This is a genomic window from Duganella sp. AC237 (genome assembly GCF_979254035.1).
In genome coordinates, this window is record NZ_CEEDEW010000003.1 from 4265240 (window position 1) to 4282760 (window position 17521).

The following is a 17521-nucleotide window of genomic DNA, read 5'->3' on the forward strand; positions in this document are numbered from 1 at the left end:
AGCAGCTGTTCGGAACGCGCTAGGGCTTGATCGTCACCGGCATGTCGGCCGGCTGCACCGTGCCGGCGCCGGTCACCTTGGCGCGGATGATGGTGCCGCTGGCATTGCGCACGCGCACCAGCGAGCCGCGCGCGCCGGCGTCGAGCGCCTCGCCGGCCATGCTCACCTCGACCTGGTCGTTGCGCGCGACGATGCGCACCGCCTCTCCGCGCTTGACCAGGGTGGGCGAAGCCAGCAGCGCCATGCGCAGCACCTCACCACTGCGCAGGGCGCGCTTGCCGCTCATGCCCACCACGTCCTGCGGATCGGAGACCGGGTCCGTGATGTTGGAAATATCGTGGCGTTCAAGTAACACATCTTCGTCCGCAATAACTTTCCCGGCTGGCACGTCGCTGGCCACGATGGCGATCCGCGCCGACACCTGCGCCCGCACCACGAACTCGTAGCGCCAGCCCGGCGCGCCCGCGCCGGCCGCACACGACGCGGCGAACTTCATGCGGCCCGGCGAGCGCGTATCGACCGCCTCGACCGTCACGCCCTGCCCGCACGCGGCCAGCGGACGGCTGCCGCGCAACACATTCAACGCGAATTGAGGCTCTATCAAACCGCTACTGTCTGCCCAGCGCAACACATATTGACGCGCCGCAGCCTCCACCAAAACGGGGACTTGTTCGGCGTTTGTGGGGCTGGAGGCGGCAAAAGTGTTAAAAAATGTTGTGCTAAGCAGCAACATTCCACCTAAACCAGTTACAATACTTTTGTTGAACATGGGCAATACCTCTACTATGATGCGGAGAGCGATGGTAGTTAAACCGCTGTGCCGTCATTTTACATTGACGGTAACGTTTTGCACTCATGCAACACCGTTTTTTAGCAACGCAGCCTGAATTTGGACAGGGGAAGACTATGGGCATCAACTTCAAAGAAGCGGCAGGGGTCCACGCCGACGCGCTCCAGTTGCGCGCCGAACGCACCCGCATCCTGGCCACCAACCTGGCCAACGAGAACACGCCGGGCTTCCAGGCGCGCGACATGGACTTCGCCGCCACCCTGGCCAACACCCAGGCCGAGGCGGCCGGCGACATCGGCGGCGACGACGGTGCCGCGTCGATGTACCGCGTGCCCTACCACCCGACCCGCGACGGCAACACCGTCGAGATCGGCGTCGAGCAGGCCGCGTTCTCGCAAAACGCCTCCGACTTCCAGACCAGCCTGACGTTCGTGACGATGCGTCTGCGCGGTCTCGCCAAAGCCATCAATGGCCAGTGAGCACGCCGCCGCCATGATCCCGGCCGCAACAACCGCAGCAGCGCCCGCATCCACCACGGAGTAAGCCATGTCCTTTAAAAATATTTCCGAGATCGCAGGATCGGCCATGTCGGCCCAGACCGTGCGCCTCAATACCATCGCCAGCAACCTGGCCAACGCCGATTCGGTCAACGGCAACGAAGCCGACACCTACCGCGCCCGCAAGCCCGTGTTCTCGGCCGTCATGGGCGACAGCTTCGACGGCGACATGCAGGCCGGCGGCAAGGTGCAAGTGCTCGACGTGGTCCAGTCGGCCGAGCCGCTGCGCAAGGTCTACGAGCCGGGCCATCCGATGGCCAACGCCGAGGGCATGGTGTTCTACCCCAACGTCAACGAAGTGGCGGAGATGGCCGACATGATGTCGGCCTCGCGCGCCTTCGAAACCAATGTCGAAGTCCTGGGCCGCATCCGCGGCATGCAGCAATCCCTCCTCAAACTCGCTGAAGGTTAAGCCATGGCAGTCAGTCTACTCAACAACAGCAGCGCCAGCACCGGCAACGGCGGCGGCACCAGCGTCACCGGCAACGCCGCCAGCGCCTCGTCGGACATGTTCACCAAATTGCTGGTGGCGCAGATCCAGAACCAGGACCCGCTGTCGCCGACCGATCCGTCGCAGTTCGTCCAGCAGCTGACCCAGCTGTCGCAGACCGAGGCGCTGCAGAACCTGTCCCAGCTCACCAGCGCCAACTCGAGCGTGCTGCAAAGCATGCAAGTGATCTCGCTGGGCGCCCAGGTCGGCTCGGACGTCATGGCCGAGAGCAGCTCCGTCAAGATCGATGGCAAGACGCCCGTCAGCGGCCAGACCACCCTGGCCGCCTCCAGCACCGCGACCAGCGTCGTGCTGACCGGCGACGACGGCACAAAGTACACCGTCAAGCTGGGCACGCAGGCGGCCGGCACGGTGCCGTTCACGATCGATACGGCCGGCCTGAAGATTCCGGCCGGCACCTACAAGCTGTCGGTCGAGACCAGTTCCAAGGAAGTCCCGCCGGTTGACGTCCAGGGCCGCCTCAACAGCGTGCGCCTGTCGGCCAACGGCGGCGTCGTGCTCAACGTCAGCAACATCGGCGAAATCGCGCCGACCTCGATCACCGCCTTCAACGGCAAATCCGCCTCTGCCATTCAATAATCTTTACTTAGGAAGGACTCCATCATGAGTTTCGATATCGCATTGTCTGGCATCCAGGCCATCAACGAATCGCTGAACAGCACCAGCCAGAACATCGCCAACGCCGGTACCTACGGCTACAAGTCGTCGCGCGCCAACTTCTCGTCGCTGGTCTCGGGCGACGTCCAGACCGGCGTCATGATCGGTTCGACCACGCAGAGCATCAGCAAACAGGGCGGCGTACTCAACACCGGCCGCGCGCTCGACGCCTCGATCAACGGCCGCGGCTTCTTCGTCACCAAGGACCAGAACACCGGCCAGACCGAATACACCCGCGTCGGCATCTTCGACGCCTCCAAGGACGGTTTCCTGGTCGACGCCACCGGCCGCAAGGTGCAGGGCTATCCGATCAAGCAAGGCAGCACCACGCTGGGCGCGCTGGGCGACGTGCCGATCCCGACCGGTTCGATCCCGGCCGTGGTCTCGAAAAACATGGATTACGTCGGCAACATGTCGGCCGACTGGACGACGGCCGCCACCTGGGTGCCGGCCACCGTCGCCGCGCCGCCCGACCCGTCGACCTTCAACATGTCCAAGGCCTCGGTGATCTACGACACCCTGGGCGGCAAGCACACCATGACCCAGTATTTCGCGCAGGACGCGACCGCCAACTCCATCAGCGTCCACTACGTGCTGGACGGCGTGAGCGTGGGCGGCACCGCCACCCTGACGTTCAACGCCGCCACCGGCCAGATGACCGCCCCGGCCACCGGCAAGTTCACGGTGACGCTGCCGGCTACCGCCCCCAACGGCGGCCAGTACGGCCCGCTCGACATCGACTACGCCGGCACCACCGGTTTCGCCGGCGAAGCGACCACCAGCACCAACGCCGCCGACGGCTACGCGGCCGGCACCTTCACCGGCATCGCGCTGGCCACCGACGGCTCCGTCATCGCCAGCTACAACAACGGCCAGAAGCAGGCCGTCGGCCGCCTGGCGATCGCCACGTTCCCGGACGAGGGCTCGCTGCAGGCCATCGACGGCACCAGCTGGATCGAGTCGGTCAATTCCGGCACGCCGCTGGTCAACGCCCCGGGCATCGGCCAGGGCGGCAACATCAACACCTCGTCGCTGGAACAGTCCAACGTCGACATCACGTCCGAACTGGTCGGCCTGATGACCTCGCAGCGCAACTACCAGGCCAACTCGAAGGTCATCCAGACCGAGAGCACGATGCTGCAATCGCTGATGCAAGCGATCTAAGGAACGACTGAGCCATGGACGCGTTGCTTTACACAGCGGTGAGCGGGGCCGAACGGGCCCTGCGCGGACAACAGGTGCGGGCCAACAACCTGGCCAACATCGACACGGGCGGCTTCCGCGCCAATATGGAACTGGCGACGGCGCAAACCGTGCAAGGCTACGGCTACGACGACCGCCACATGTCGCAGCTGCAGGCGAATTCGGTGTCGACCCGCCAGGGCACGCTCAAGGCCACCGGCCGCGAGCTCGACGTGGCCGTCTCCGGCGCCGGTTTCCTGGCCGTCGACGGCCCGACCGGGGAGGCCTACACCCGCGCCGGCAACATGGCGCTCGACGAAAACGGCACCCTGCGCATCAACGGCAACGTGGTGCTGGGCGAAGGCGGTCCGATCACCCTGCCCGAGTACAGCAAGATCGACATCGGCGCCGATGGCACCATCTCGATCCAGAATCCGGGCACGACGACCATGCAAACGGTCGACAAGCTGCGCCTGGTCAAGGCCGAGGCGTCCGAGCTGACCAAGAACGAAGCGGGCCTGCTGATCGCGCGCGACGGCATCCCGCTGGCCACCGATCCGACCGTGGTCATCCGCGCCGGCCACCTCGAGGGCAGCAACGTCTCGGCGGTGGAGGAAATGGTCGCCACCATGAGCCTGAACCGCACGTTCGAGATCCAGATGAAATTATTCAAGGCCAGCGATTCGATGGCCGAAACCGGTAACCGCCTGATCAGCGGCTAAGCTGATCCAAGTACCTCGTACTCGCGTACTATTAACAGGAGCAATTCATGAATCCAGCAATGTGGATCAGCAAGACCGGTGTGCAGGCGCAAGACCAGAAACTGCAAGCCATCGCCAACAACCTCGCCAACGCCAACACCGTCGGCTTCAAGCGCGACCGCGTGGTGTTCGAGGACCTGTTCTACTCGATCGAACAGCAGCCGGGCGCGCAAGTGGCCGACAACAACACCTTGGCGCCGTCGGGCGTGCAGCTCGGTAACGGCGTGCACATGGTCGGCACGCAAAAAGTGTTCACCAACGGCAGCCTGCAAACGACCGGCCGCGACCTCGACGTCGCCGTCATGGGCAACGGTTTCATGGCCGTGCGCCAGCCCAACGGCGAGACCGCCTACACCCGCGCCGGCCAGTTGCAGGTCGACGCCAACGGCATCCTGGTCAACGCCCACGGCCTGCCGCTGATCCCGCAGATCACCGTGCCGCCGACCGCCACCGCGCTGACCATCGGCGAGGACGGCACCGTCTCGGCCACCATCGCCGGCACCGCCACCCCGAGCCAGCTGGGCCAGTTGACCCTGACCAGCTTCATCAACCCGACCGGCCTGATGGCGCTGGGCGAGAACCTGTTCGCCGAAACCGCCTCGAGCGGCACGCCGACCGAAGGCGCGCCGGGCACCGCCCAGTGGGGCAAGCTCAAGCAAGGCACCCTGGAAGGCTCGAACGTCCAGGTGGTCGAGGAAATGGTCGACATGATCGCCGCCCAGCGCACCTACGAAATGAACACCAAGGTGCTGTCGGCCGCCGACAACATGCTGCAATACCTGGCGCAGGCGGCACGCTGATGAAAGCCGCATCGCACACCCTGGCACTGGTGGTCGCGGCCTCGCTGCTGGCCGGGTGTGCCGCGATCCAACCGCCGCCGGTGCGCCCCGGTCCGTCCGACGAGGCGCCGACGATCTCGCGCGTGATGGGACCGAAGGGCAGCTCGGGCGGCGTCTACAGTCCCGACGTCGGCCTGTCGCTGACCTCGGACAGCCGCGCCTTCCGCGTCGGCGACGTCGTCACCGTGAGCCTGCAGGAAACCACGCAGGCCAGCAAGAAGGCCGGCACCAGCTATTCCAAGGATTCGGACAACAACATCAACGCCCCCAGCCTGTTGGGCAAGGTGTTCCCCAAAGCATCCATCGGCCTGGGCTCGTCGAGCAACTTCGCCGGCGACGCCACCAGCACCCAGCAGAACGCTTTGACCGGCGCCATCACCGTGATCGTGCAGGAAGTGCTGCCCAACGGCCTGCTGCGCGTGTCCGGCGAAAAAACGCTGACCCTGAACCAGGGCGAGGAATTCGTCCGCCTGCGCGGCTACCTGCGCGCGGCCGACATCGACGCCAACAACCAGGTGTCGTCGCTGCGCATCGCCAACGCCCGCATCGCCTACTCGGCCCAGGGCACCTTGGCCGACACGCAATCGGCCGGCTGGCTGTCGCGCTTCTTCACCGGCCCATATATGCCGTTTTAACGGCGGCCGTTTTAATTACCTGGATGAACATCATGAACTTCCGCAAGCTGCACCGCATTCTCGCCCTGCCCTTGACGCTGTGCCTGACGCTGACCGCGACGGTGCCGGCGCAGGCCGCGCAAGTGCTGCGCAACCTGGTCGCCGTCGAAGGCATGCGTGACAATCCGCTGGTCGGCTACGGCCTGGTGGTGGGCCTGAACGGCAGCGGCGACTCGACCCAGGTCAAGTTCGCCAGCCAGTCCGTCATCAACATGCTCAAGCAGTTCGGCGTCAAGGTGCCCGACGGCACCGACGCCAAATCGAAAAACGTCGCCACCGTGATGGTGTCGGCGGTGTTCCCGCCCGGCTACCGCAAGGGCCAGAACATCGACGTGGTGGTGTCGTCGATGGGTGACGCCAAGAGCCTGCGCGGCGGCGCCCTGCTGCTGACCCCGCTGCGCGCGGCCGACAACGAAGTCTACGCGCTGGCCCAGGGCAACGTGGTGGTCGGCGGCTTCAGCGCCCAGGGCAAGAGCGGCTCGTCGGTGACCGTCAACACCCCGACCTCGGGCCGCATCCCGAGCGGCGCGGCGATCGAACGCGAGATCGCCACCGATTTCGCCACCAAGCCGAGCGTGCGCCTGTCGCTGCGCCACCCGCACTTCCAGACCGCCATCAATATTGTCGATTCGATCAACAAGCGCTTCGGCGACATCGCCACCGCCAGCGACGCCACCAGCGTTGACGTGGTGGCCCCGGCCAACCCGACCCAGCGCATCGCCTTCATGGCCAAGCTCGAAGCGCTGTCGATCGACGTCGGCGACGATTCGCCGAAAGTGGTGTTCAATTCGCGCACCGGCACCGTGGTCATCGCCGAGGGCCTGCGCGTGCGCGCGGCCGCCGTCACCCACGGCTCGCTCAAGGTGGTGATCTCCGAGAGCACCAAGGTCAGCCAGCCGAACGCCCTGGCCGCCGGCAACACCGTGGCCACGCCGCAATCGCAGGTCAGCGTAGACCAGGGCTCGGGCCAGATGTTCAACTGGCCGGCCGGCGCCAAGCTGCAAGGCATCATCGACGTCATCAACAGCCTGGGCGCCTCGCCCGACGACATCATGGCGATCCTGCAGGCGCTCGACCACGCCGGCGCCATCGAAGGCGAACTGGTCGTCATCTAATCGCCACTGAAAGAGCCCCATGAGCATCCAAGCCCCTTTCGATCCCAGCAAGCTGATTCCCGGCATCGCCGACAAGCTGAGCGACGTGCATGTGGCGCCGGAGGCGGCCCAGCCGGGCGACACGGTCGATCCGGCCTACCGCGCCAAGGTCACGCAGGCGGCCGTCAAGTTCGAGAGTTTCTTCATCAGCCACATGCTGCACCAGATGCGCTCGGGCACGCGCGAGCTGTCGGCCGAGGACAGCGTCTTCAAGAACAAGGTCAACCAGGACATGCTGGACATGGCCGACAACCTGGTCGCCGACCAGATGGCCGGCCGCCGCGCCTTCGGCGTGGCCGACGTCATCCTGCGCCAGCTGCTGCCGGCGGCGGCCCCGGTGGCGCCGGCGCCGAAAACCGCCGCCGCTCCGGCCTCCCCGCCCGCAGCGAACGGCGCCGCACCGGCCGCCTGAGCCGGAAAAACTTCCCGAACGGAAATTTTATGCGGGCAGCGCTTAATCCTGGCCGCTTCGCTGTCGCCTTGTACTGATAACGGAGCGCTCGTGCCAGCTTTGGCGCTGCCAGCGACCGCTCCTTCGGCCTTCACCAGGAAAGACCCAGCACCATGAGCATCTCATACAACGCATTGTCCGGCGCCCTGGCCGCCCAAGCCGCCATCAACACCGCCAGCCAGAACGTCGCCAACCTGCAGACCAAGGGCTACACCCGCCAGGGCGTGCTGTTGCAGTCGATCGGTTCCGATCCCGGCGTCAACAGCCCGGGCAATGGTGTGCAGGTCGGCGCGCTGCTGCGCTTTAGCGATTCCTACAAGTCGCAGCAGATGTGGCGCGCCAACTCGGACCTTGGCCAGCGCGGGCAGATCCAGCCCTACCTGACCCAGCTGGAAAAGGTGATGGCCGACAAGACCTCGAGCATCAGCTACGGGGTCGACAACTTCTTCAAGGCGCTCAACGCGGCCGCCGTCGATCCGACCTCGACGCCGCTGCGCCAGCAGGTCATCACGATGGCCAACGCGATGTCGCAACAGATCAACAGCATCTACAACCTGACCGCGACCCAGCGCGTCTCGGTCGACCAGCAGCGCACCACGATGCTGCCGTCGATCAACGAATCGCTGGCCGGCATCGCCGCGCTCAACAAGCAAATCATCCAGGTCGGCTCCGCCGGCACCAGCACCTCTGGCCTGATCGACCAGCGCGAACAGCTGATCGACGACGTGTCGGCGCAGGTGGCGGTGGAAGTGCTCAACAACCCCGACGGCAGCGTCAGCGTGTCGCTCAAGAGCGGCCAGCCGCTGGTGATCACCGACATGGCGGCCACGCTCGGTTTCGAGACGCTGTCGGGCACGCAAACGCTGAACCTGACCTTCGCCGGCACCAAGTTCAAGCTCGACGACACCAAGGTCGGCGGCCAGTTGGGCGGCCTGGGAGATTTCCTGAAAAAAACCCTCGAGCCGCTGCAAACATCGATCTCCGAGATCGCCGAGCAGATGTCGACATTGGTCAACGACCAGCTCAAACTGGGCTACACCGCGCCCGGCGTGCCCGGCACGGACCTGTTCGTGTTCAACCCGTCCAGCGCCACCGGCCTGCTGGGCATCGATCCGACCATCACGGCGGCCGGCCTGGCCTTCTCCAACGACGGCACCCCGGGCGACAGCAGCAATTTGCAGGTGCTCATCGATATCAAGAGCCAGCCGATCACGTTGACCGGCCTGGGCAGCGTGCTGCTCAACGACGCCGATACCCAGGTGGTTGGCAAGCTGGCCGTCGAAAGCCAGCAAAACCAGGCGCTGCTCAAGACCGCCACCACCATCCGTCAGCAGTCCGAAGACGACTGGAAATCCACCAGCGCCGTCAACCGCGACGAGGAAGCGATCAACCTGATCGAGTTCCAGAACATGTACCAGGCCAATATGAAGGTCATCTCGGTGGCGAACAACCTGTTCGACGCCACCTTGCAAATGTTTAATTAAGGAATCGTCATGCGTATCGCCTCCAGTCAATTCCAGGCCACCATGAACCGTGGCCTGCAGGAAAACCAAAGCTGGGTCTCCAAGCTGACCGAGCAGATGGCCGCGCGCACCCGCATCATGGTGCCGTCGGACGATCCGATCGGCGCGGTGCGCATTTCGCGCCTGACGCGCGAGGAAGCCATCGTCGGGCAGTACCGCGACAACATCGCCGCCTCCAAGATCCGCTTGAACAGCAACGAAGAATACCTGAGCAGCATGACGCGCGACATCACCTCGCTCAACGACCTGCTGGTGCAGGCCACGGACGGCAGCAACTCGACGGCCGACCTGAAGGCGACCGTCACCTCGCTGAGCGCGTTGCGCGACAGCCTGCTTTACACCGCCAACCAGAAGGACCAGGAAGGCCGCTACATCTTTTCCGGCACCGCAACGGACATCGAGCCGATGCAGGCCACGGCCGGCCCGCCGGCGACCTATGCCTACATGGGCAATCCGGGCCAGCAAAAGACCGTCATCGGCAACGGCATCACGCAGACCGTCAACGTCAACGTCGACGGCTTGCAGCACTTGCTGACCAAGCTGAGCGCCACCATCGCCGCGCTGTCCGATCCCGCCATGTCCGCCGGCGACCCGGGGCTGCGCACCACGCTGACCGACAACATGGACAGCGCCACGGCCACGCTCGACCTGCTGGCCGGTAAGATCGCCGAACTGGGGGGCGCCCAGAACATCATGAGCACGCTCGACGACAACCACGCCAACGTCAGCCTGTCCAACAAGACCGCCATCGTGGACCTGTCACAACTCGATTACGCCGAGGCCGCCACCGAGCTGTCCGGGTATAATCTGTCGCTGGAAGCATCGTACAAGGCCTATTCCAAGGTGAGCAACCTGTCGTTGTTCAGCATCCTGTAACCGCGTCACCACGTCACCATCCTAGCGTATGCAAATCTCGCCCCAACCCGCCCCCACCGTCATTGTCCCCGGCGGCGCCGGCAATGCCAGCGCGGTGGACGGCACCGCGCTCGGGCTGAACGGCGAGAACGCGGCCACGGCCACCCCGGTCAACCCGACGCCGACCTCGGCGGCGCCGTTGCGCCGCGGCCTGACCAATATGGACCAGCCGCTGCAGGGCGAGATCTCCGGCGCCCAGCAAGCGCTCGACTTCCTCGAACAAAGCGCGGCCCAGCTGCGCAACCTCAAGGCCGACCTGAGCGCGCGCCTGGCCAACCGCCAGCGCGCCGACGGCACCCTGGAGGCGCGCGTGCGCCAGTTCAGCAACAGCTGGCGCAACCGTTCGCAGGCGTCCGGCGGCACCCTGGACTCCCAGCTCAACTTCAGCAACCAGGCCACCAACACGCGCTTCAACGTGCGCGGCATGAACCTGACCAACCTGCGCCCCGGCGGGCGCGAGGTGCTGGCCATCTCGCTGGGCGGGCAAAACCTCAGTTCGGTGGTGCTCGAGCCGGGCCTGACCGACCAGCAGATCGCCCAGCGCTTCGACACGGCGCTGGCGCCAAGCGGCGTGCGCGCCGCCTTGGGCGAAGACGGCCAGCTGGAATTTACCGTCGCCGAATCGCAATGGGGCAATATCCGCGACACCATCGCCGTGCAGGGCGGCGGCCTGCGGTTCCCCACCGGCCAGTTGAACCGCGTCAAGGCCGAGGCGCAGGCGCCGGTGGTCGACCCGGACAACTGGCAGACGGCCGACGTCGAATCGATCCGCACCACCTTGCAGCAAGTGCTGCAGGCGCTGGCGCAGGTGGAACGCTCGATCGCCTCGGTGCAAACGGCGCTCAACCAGGCCGCCGCGCGGGTCAAGAACGCGGTGCCGTCCGGCACCACCGACGGCATGGAGCAGGTCGCGCAAAACTTCGTGACGACCGCCAGGCAGCCCGGCTACCAGTCGCTGCTGTCGATCACGTCGGCGCTGGCCGGCATCAGCCGCGAGCGCGTGGTTTCGCTGCTGAGTCTGCGCTAGTCCAGCGCGCCAATTTACCATCTGCAACACGTAGGGCGGATTAGCACAGCGTAATCCGCCGTACATGCGCCGCCGACGAAGCTAGGCGGACTGCGGCGTGCCGCCTAATCTGCCCTACACAATCAATTCAGCCTCGGTAGTCCCTGGCGCGCCAGCGCGCTGAACGCCTCGGCCGGCATCGGCTGCGCGTACACATAGCCCTGCGCGAAATCGCAGCCGGCCAGCTCCAGCAGATTGCTCTGCGCCACCGTCTCGACACCCTCCGCCACCACCCGCAGCCCCAGCTTGTGGGCCATCAGGATCAGCGCCTCGCACATGGCCAGGTCGCCGCTGTCGTTGGCCAGGTGCTGGATGAAGCTGTGGTCGAGCTTGAGCAGGTCGATGCCGAAATGCTTGAGGTGGGCCAGCGACGAATAGCCGGTGCCGAAGTTGTCCAGCGCCACCTGCAAGCCCATCTCGCGCAACTCGCGCAGGCGGTCGCCGACCTGGGCGGCGCCGTCGAGCAGCACGCCCTCGGTGATCTCGATGATCAGGCTGCGCGGCGACAGGCCCAGCGCGGCCGCGTGCTCGAGCCAGCCCACATACAGCGCCGTGTCGCCGCGAAACTGCGCCGACGACTGGTTGATGCCCACCTGGAAGCCCGAACCGAGCTCGTCCTGCCACTGCCGGGCCTGCCTGGCGGCCTGGCGGAACACCCAGTCGCCGATCTCCATCATCAGCCCGCCCGATTCGGCGAACGGCAGGAACTCGGCCGGCGCCAGCAGGCCGCGGCGTGGATGGCGCCAGCGCAGCAGCGCCTCGGCACGCTCGATCTGGCCGCTGCGCAGGTTGACGATGGGCTGGTAATGCAGCTCGAACTGCTGGCCCGACAGCGCCGTTCGCAAGTCGACGGTGACCTGCTGGCGCGCCTGCGCCGCCTTTTGCAGTTCCGGCGTGAAATAGCTATAGCGGTTGCGCCCGCTCTGCTTGGCCGCGTACATGGCCTGGTCGGCGTTGCGCAGCAGCGCCTCGGGGGAATTGGCGTCGGCCGGGAACACCGAAATGCCGATGCTGGCCGACACCGACGGATGGGCCACGCCCAGGGTAAACGGCCGGTGCAGCCGCGCCAGGATGGTCTGCGCGATGCGTTCGATGGCGCTGATCTGCTCCAGTCCCGTCAGGATCACGGTGAACTCGTCGCCGCCCAGGCGCGCCACGGTGTCGGAGGTACGCACGCAGGCGCCGATGCGGCGCGCCGCTTCGACCAGCAACACATCGCCCTGGTCGTGGCCCAGGGTGTCGTTGACCCGCTTGAAGCCGTCGAGGTCGATGAAAAGCAGTCCCAGCAGCACGCCCTCGCGGCGCGCCTTCTTGACCTCCTGCGCCAGCCGGTCGTGGAACATGTGGCGGTTGGGCAAGGCGGTCAGGCTGTCGAAGTTGGCCTGCTGCCAGATCAGTTCGGTCGAGGCGCGGGTCGCCGTGATGTCGCTCACCAGCGCCAGCGCGCCCAGGTAGCCGCCTTCGCCATCGAAGATGGGATTGGTCGCCAGGGTCACCCACAGCTCGGCGCGGTCCTTGCGCAGGAACTTGAACTCGTGGCGCTCGGCCACGCCGCGCTGGCGCCGCGCGATGTTGCGCTCGAGGATGGCGCGGCCCTCGTCGTCCATGAACGCCACCAGCGGCTGGTCGAGCATTTCCTCGATCGTATAGCCGAGCATCTGCGCCATCTTCGGATTGACAAAGCTGGTGCGCGCGCTGGCGTCGATTTCCCAGATGCCCTCCTCGGCGCAATGGACGATGCGGCGGAAGCGCTCCTCGCTGCGTTCGAGCGCGGCGGCCTTGCCCTCGGCCAGCTCGACCACCACCCGCAGCGCCTGGCCGCTGGCGTCGGCGCTGGCGCGCAAGGTGACGGGGAAGCCCTGCTGGTTGCGCCCGCGCACCATCTGCAGGTCGCACTGCTCGGGCTGCGCGCTGTTGAGGGCATGCCGCACGAAGCGGTCGAAGTCCTCGTGGAAGCGCGGCGCGACGAACTGGCGGAACGACGCCTGCTCGGGATGCCCGCGTGACAAGCCCAGCAAATCGGCGCCGACCACGTTCATCTGCAGGATGGCGGTGTCGAAGCCGAGCACGAAATAGCCGACCGGCGCCAGCAGATAGATATCGTTGAAATAGGAGGTCTCGGCGACGGCCGTGCCGGTCTCGGCGAAGCCGGCGGCGGGCACGGTGGACTCGCCGATGGTGGCCATCATGGCCTCATAGGGCGCCAGGGACGCCAGCCCGCCGAGGCGCTCCTCGGTGATCGGCTGCCCGCGGCCCAGCGCCTCGGTACCGGACGTTTGCTTCTCCATACCCTCCCTTTGCGTAACCCCAACTCCGGGGTCAGGTCCACCATTTCTACACGGGCTCGTGCATCAATGGCGGACCTGACCCCGGAGTACGGAACTAGACTAGCATTTACGGGTGGCGATGTCGAGAAAACACGGGAAGTTAGCGATGTGCACGGTTCAAACGTTGTTCGGCGCGTCGTTGCAGCGCCTCAAACAGCAGGCTCAGCGCCCAGTAGATCAGCGCCGCGGCCAGGTACAGCGGCAACGGCCGGAACGTGGTGGCGATCACTTCCTTGGTCGAGAGCATCAGCTCGGTCATGGTGATGACCGACACCAGCGAGGTGTCCTTGATCAGGCTGATCAAGGTGTTGCTCATCGCCGGCACCGCGATCCTTAGCGCCTGCGGCAACACCACGTGGCGCAAGGTGCTCCAGTAACCGAGCCCGAGGCTGTAGCTGGCCGCCCACTGCCCCTGGCTGACCGCGCCGATGGCGCCGCGCAGGCTTTCGGACAGGAACGCGCCCGAGTTCAGGCTCAGCGCCAGGATGCCGGCCGTCACCGGCGTGAATTCGATGCCGACGCTGGGCAGGCCGTAATAGATGACGAACATCTGCACCAGCAGCGGCGTGCCCCGGAACAGGCTGACATACACGGTGGCCGGCCAGCGCAGCAGCCGGTACGGCAGGATGCGCATCACCGCCACCGGGAAGCCGATCAACAGCCCGCCCAGCATCGAGGCCAGCGCGAAGACCACCGTGTAGCCGGCGCCGCGAAGCATCACCGGCGCTGCCTCCGCCAGCAGCGTGCGCAGCTCCAGCACGTCCTGCCACGCCATGCTCAGGGCGCCTTGCTGACGTCAGTGCCGAACCATTTGATCGAAATCGCCTTCAGGCTGCCGTCGGCGGCGACGTCGGCCAGCGCCTTGTTGAGCGCGGCCTTGAACTCGGGGTTGCCCTTGTGGAAGGGAATGCCCATGCGCTCGACCGCGCCGACCCGGGCGCCGGCCTTGATCGGCAACTTGGAGATTTTCAACAGATAGGCCGACATCAGGCTGTCGTTGAGCGCGGCGTCGAGCCGGCCGCTGGCCAGGTCCGACATAGTGTCGGGCGCGGCCGCGTAGCTGCGCACGTCGATGCCGGGCACCGCCCTGGCCTGCTGCTCGTAGACGCTGCCCTGCCCCACGCCGAGCTTCTTGCCCTTCAGATCGGCCAGCGAAGCGTAGGCGGCCTTCTCGTCCTTGCGCACGATCAGTTGCGGCATCGAATAGATATACGGGGTGGAAAAGTCGAACGCCTGCTCGCGCTTGGGATTGATGCCGACCTGCGAAATGATCACATCGTATTTGTTGGCCGACAGCCCGGCCAGGATGCTGGCCCATTCGCTGCTGACGAACTCCACCTTCACGCCCAACTTCGCCGCCAGCAGGCGCGCCACATCGACGTCGTAGCCGGCCAGCTGACCCGTCTTCTGGTCCTTGTAGTTGAACGGCGGATACGTTCCCTCCAGCGCCACCTTCAGCGTGCCGCGCGCCTTGACGGTGGCCAGCAGGTCCGCCGCCGACGCCGTCGCCGGCGCCCAAGCCGCCGCCAGGCCGGCCGCGAGCGCCAAGGTCATGGCCACGGTCCGCAGCGCGCGGCGGCGCCCGGGGTTGATGGCGGAAGCGATACTGAACTGTGTCTGCATGGAATTCCTCATAGTGGCAGGCGCTACCAGGCGCCCATACGGCGACGCAGGCCGAAATTGTGGCCCACGACCAGCATCGAGGTGGCGATCAGTCCGCTCAGCCCGATCATCAACTGTACCAGCTTATCGTCCGGCAGCACCCACAGCGAGCCCTGCGGCGCCTCGTCGGTGCGCGCGGCCGCCATGATCAGTGGCGCCACCCATTCCGCTTCGGGCGTAACATCCAATATCAGCGCGCCGTCCTGGGTGGTCTGCATATAGATCTCGCCGCCCTCGGCCAGCGTGAAGCAGACGCCGTAACCGGTTTCGTTCTTGCCGATATGTTGCTGCAGGCTGAGGTTATGTTCCTCGATCCACAGTTCGACATCGGCCGGGCTCTCGAGCCCCTGCCACGGCACCGGCTTGAAACGCGGCGGCTCATTCTTATCTTGCATACTCATCCCATTGACTGGCCAAGCCGCCAGTTTACTCGATAGGAGGAATCGACGATGAAATTCAAATCTTTATTTGCCCCCCGCCGGAGGGAATATGTCTCTGACTTCGGCCAGTTTCTGAACCAGTTCATGGACGAGCATCCCGAAGTCAAGCGCGACCAGGAACTCGGCTGGCGTATCTGGTGGGAGCGTCCGGTCGACCCGCGCGCGATCGACCGCGAGCGGCAGGCCAACCTGAAGCCGACCGCCTACCACTCCTACTATTACGAGTAGACGCCGCCGATGGCGGCCCGGGTCAACCCTTCCAGGTGCGCTTGAGGCCGGTGTCCGCGTGGATCCACCCGCCGCGCGGACCGGCGCGGTAATAAAAGCCGACGCCGCCCTGGCGGAAGCTCTTGACCAGGCCGCCGAGCACTTCGGCGTTCAGGTTGGCGATGCGGATGTCGGCGGCGCGGCCTTCGATGTGCAGCGACTGGCGCGCGGCGGGCACGCCGGCCTCGCGCAGCTTGTTGTTGGACGCCGAGGTGCGGTAGCCCGACAGGATCTCCAGCGGCGTATCGATGCCGTAGCGCTGCACGAAAGCCTGGGTGCCCCACAAGGTTTCGAACAGTTTGGGATCGATGCGGGCGGTTTCCTTGCCGTTGACGTCGCGCAGCAGATGGCACAAGTCCTGGTAGGCGGACTCGATGATCTCGCCGTCGCGCCAGTACAGCAGCTTGGCGCGCTCGTTGCTGGCCGGACGGAAGACCTCGATGGTGCGCGGCTTGAGCCAGAATTCCATGTCGAGCAGCTGGGCGTCGAAGATGTCCGGCGGAGGCTCGATCTCGCCCGAGCCCGAACCCAGGCCCGACGGCGCCGATTGCGTCGATGCCGACGGCATGCTGCTCGCCGTGCGCGACTGCGTGACGACAGCCGGGGCCGCCACTCGCGCCGCCGGCGGCTTGGCGGCCGAGGCGGTTTTGCGCGCGGCGCCGTCCGATGCACATCCTATCAACGGCACGGACAAGAACCCCGCCGCCGTCAACCCCAAGCCCTGCTGTAAAAACTCTCTGCGCGATGCCATAGCTATTCCGTAAAACTCGATAGGGATACTATAGCGTAAGCAGGGGGAAATGAAAAACACGGCAGGCGCTGCGTAACGCCATCGCGCCAGCGCAACGCCTGCCGCGCCGCCCGTTCGGGCACGATGGATGATTACGCGGCGGCGGCCACCCGCTGCGGCGCCGACTGCGGCAGCAGCAAGGCCGCGCGCGGCTCGTCGAGCAGATAGCCCTGCGCCAGCAGCGGCACGCCGGCGGCCTCGCCCAGCTGCCGCAGCACAGTCAGCGTCTGCGGCGCTTCCACCCGTTTGAACAGCACCGACACGTTGGCGGCGGCCGAGCGACGCAGCAAGGTCAGCAAATTTTCGGTGTCGTGCAGCTCGCGCGCGTCGAGCTTGAACACGTCCGGACGCAGACGGTCCAACACCTGCAAGCCGTCCTGGGCGCTGGCCACGTTGACGGCGAAACGGAAACCGTTGCGCCGGTAATTGTCGGACACATAATTCAACAGCCAGCCCTGCTGCGGCGTGGCCGCCGGCAGTTGCAGCACGATGCGCGACAACGGCAACTCCAGCGCGTCGAGGATGCGCCGGAATGCGTGCCCGTGGTTGCTGCTGACGGCGCTGAGCAGGCGGTCGTGCACGTTCAGGTACAGATCGGCGTCGGCATTGGGCGCCGTGTCGGCCTGGCGGAAGAAATTGATCGAGTGCAGCATGCGGCACAGCCGGTCGAGCTCGATGGACTCGTCGTCGCTGGCCGCATGGTCGAGCAGCTTCCACAGCGACAGGCCCATGTCCTGCGCCGACACGCTGCGCGCCAGCCCCTCGTACGCGTGGATCGTGCCGGTTTCGAGCTGGCGCACCGGCTGGAAGGCGCTGCTCATGGTGCAATTGAAAAACCGCCCCTGCGCCTTGCCCTCGTGATCGAGCCAGATGCTGGTGGCGGCGCCGGTCGCGTCGGATAAACGCGCCAGGTATTTTTGTAGAACGGGAAATGACATGGGTTCCTCGACGGATA

At 65.8% G+C, this 17521-nt stretch carries 20 protein-coding genes; 13 read left to right on the forward strand and 7 right to left on the reverse strand.

Features of this window, described 5'->3' with window-relative positions:
• Positions 1-19 precede the first annotated feature (19 nt).
• Positions 20-604 carry a flagellar basal body P-ring formation chaperone FlgA gene (flgA, locus tag AC0IYS_RS18905; RefSeq protein ID WP_471706620.1) on the reverse strand — a complete coding sequence of 195 codons (585 nt, stop codon included), beginning with the start codon at positions 602-604 and terminating at the stop codon, positions 20-22.
• Positions 605-906: 302 nt separating this feature from the next.
• Here flgA and flgB point away from each other — a divergent pair, with 302 nt between their 5' ends.
• The 12 genes from flgB to AC0IYS_RS18965 all read left to right on the forward strand — a co-directional run bounded on the left by flgB (position 907) and on the right by AC0IYS_RS18965 (position 11041).
• Positions 907-1269, forward strand: a complete 363-nt coding sequence (gene flgB / locus AC0IYS_RS18910) for a flagellar basal body rod protein FlgB (protein WP_471706621.1) — start codon at positions 907-909, stop codon at positions 1267-1269.
• Positions 1270-1336: 67 nt separating this feature from the next.
• Positions 1337-1759 carry a flagellar basal body rod protein FlgC gene (gene flgC, locus AC0IYS_RS18915; protein ID WP_471706622.1) on the forward strand — a complete coding sequence of 141 codons (423 nt, stop codon included), beginning with the start codon at positions 1337-1339 and terminating at the stop codon, positions 1757-1759.
• Positions 1760-1762: 3 nt separating this feature from the next.
• Positions 1763-2437 carry a flagellar hook capping FlgD N-terminal domain-containing protein gene (locus tag AC0IYS_RS18920; RefSeq protein ID WP_471706623.1) on the forward strand — a complete coding sequence of 225 codons (675 nt, stop codon included), beginning with the start codon at positions 1763-1765 and terminating at the stop codon, positions 2435-2437.
• A 24-nt stretch (positions 2438-2461) separates the two neighbouring features.
• Complete coding sequence (locus AC0IYS_RS18925; RefSeq protein WP_471706624.1) at positions 2462-3679, forward strand: flagellar hook protein FlgE; 1218 nt, start codon at positions 2462-2464, stop codon at positions 3677-3679.
• A gap of 14 nt (positions 3680-3693) precedes the next feature.
• On the forward strand, positions 3694-4419 hold the full coding sequence (locus AC0IYS_RS18930) for a flagellar basal body rod protein FlgF (RefSeq protein ID WP_471706625.1): 726 nt from the start codon (positions 3694-3696) through the stop codon (positions 4417-4419).
• A gap of 47 nt (positions 4420-4466) precedes the next feature.
• Positions 4467-5258 carry a flagellar basal-body rod protein FlgG gene (gene flgG, locus AC0IYS_RS18935; protein ID WP_177196627.1) on the forward strand — a complete coding sequence of 264 codons (792 nt, stop codon included), beginning with the start codon at positions 4467-4469 and terminating at the stop codon, positions 5256-5258.
• Positions 5258-5932, forward strand: coding sequence for a flagellar basal body L-ring protein FlgH (gene flgH, locus AC0IYS_RS18940; RefSeq protein WP_471706626.1), 675 nt, complete (start codon positions 5258-5260; stop codon positions 5930-5932). The genes flgG and flgH overlap by 1 nt, the downstream gene beginning before the upstream one ends.
• Before the next feature lie 32 nt (positions 5933-5964).
• Positions 5965-7086 carry a flagellar basal body P-ring protein FlgI gene (locus AC0IYS_RS18945; protein ID WP_471706627.1) on the forward strand — a complete coding sequence of 374 codons (1122 nt, stop codon included), beginning with the start codon at positions 5965-5967 and terminating at the stop codon, positions 7084-7086.
• A gap of 19 nt (positions 7087-7105) precedes the next feature.
• Complete coding sequence (locus tag AC0IYS_RS18950; protein ID WP_471706628.1) at positions 7106-7537, forward strand: rod-binding protein; 432 nt, start codon at positions 7106-7108, stop codon at positions 7535-7537.
• A gap of 152 nt (positions 7538-7689) precedes the next feature.
• Complete coding sequence (flgK, locus tag AC0IYS_RS18955) at positions 7690-9060, forward strand: flagellar hook-associated protein FlgK (protein ID WP_471706629.1); 1371 nt, start codon at positions 7690-7692, stop codon at positions 9058-9060.
• A 9-nt stretch (positions 9061-9069) separates the two neighbouring features.
• Entirely contained in the window at positions 9070-9975 is a 906-nt protein-coding gene (gene flgL / locus AC0IYS_RS18960) for a flagellar hook-associated protein FlgL (RefSeq protein ID WP_471706630.1), read from the forward strand.
• Positions 9976-10003: 28 nt separating this feature from the next.
• Positions 10004-11041, forward strand: a complete 1038-nt coding sequence (locus AC0IYS_RS18965) for a hypothetical protein (RefSeq protein WP_471706631.1) — start codon at positions 10004-10006, stop codon at positions 11039-11041.
• A gap of 122 nt (positions 11042-11163) precedes the next feature.
• Here the strand turns inward: AC0IYS_RS18965 and AC0IYS_RS18970 are convergent, their stop codons facing one another.
• From AC0IYS_RS18970 to AC0IYS_RS18985, 4 genes are all read right to left on the reverse strand, one after another.
• Positions 11164-13368 carry a putative bifunctional diguanylate cyclase/phosphodiesterase gene (locus tag AC0IYS_RS18970; protein WP_471706632.1) on the reverse strand — a complete coding sequence of 735 codons (2205 nt, stop codon included), beginning with the start codon at positions 13366-13368 and terminating at the stop codon, positions 11164-11166.
• A 139-nt stretch (positions 13369-13507) separates the two neighbouring features.
• On the reverse strand, positions 13508-14182 hold the full coding sequence (locus AC0IYS_RS18975; RefSeq protein ID WP_471706633.1) for an amino acid ABC transporter permease: 675 nt from the start codon (positions 14180-14182) through the stop codon (positions 13508-13510).
• 2 nt (positions 14183-14184) lie between these two features.
• A complete protein-coding gene (locus AC0IYS_RS18980) occupies positions 14185-14961 on the reverse strand; it encodes a transporter substrate-binding domain-containing protein (RefSeq protein WP_471708906.1) in 777 nt (258 codons plus the stop codon).
• A 92-nt stretch (positions 14962-15053) separates the two neighbouring features.
• A complete protein-coding gene (locus AC0IYS_RS18985) occupies positions 15054-15464 on the reverse strand; it encodes a hypothetical protein (protein WP_471706634.1) in 411 nt (136 codons plus the stop codon).
• Positions 15465-15518: 54 nt separating this feature from the next.
• Between AC0IYS_RS18985 and AC0IYS_RS18990 the strand changes: the two genes are divergently transcribed.
• Positions 15519-15737: a DUF3460 family protein gene (locus AC0IYS_RS18990; RefSeq protein WP_471706635.1), complete on the forward strand. Its 219-nt coding sequence runs from the start codon at positions 15519-15521 to the stop codon at positions 15735-15737.
• A gap of 22 nt (positions 15738-15759) precedes the next feature.
• On the opposite strand, the gene AC0IYS_RS18995 is transcribed toward AC0IYS_RS18990, so the two are convergent.
• Entirely contained in the window at positions 15760-16527 is a 768-nt protein-coding gene (locus tag AC0IYS_RS18995; RefSeq protein ID WP_471706636.1) for a YcbK family protein, read from the reverse strand.
• Between the two features lie 131 nt (positions 16528-16658).
• A complete protein-coding gene (locus tag AC0IYS_RS19000; RefSeq protein ID WP_471706637.1) occupies positions 16659-17504 on the reverse strand; it encodes an EAL domain-containing protein in 846 nt (281 codons plus the stop codon).
• Between the last annotated feature and the right edge of the window lie 17 nt (positions 17505-17521).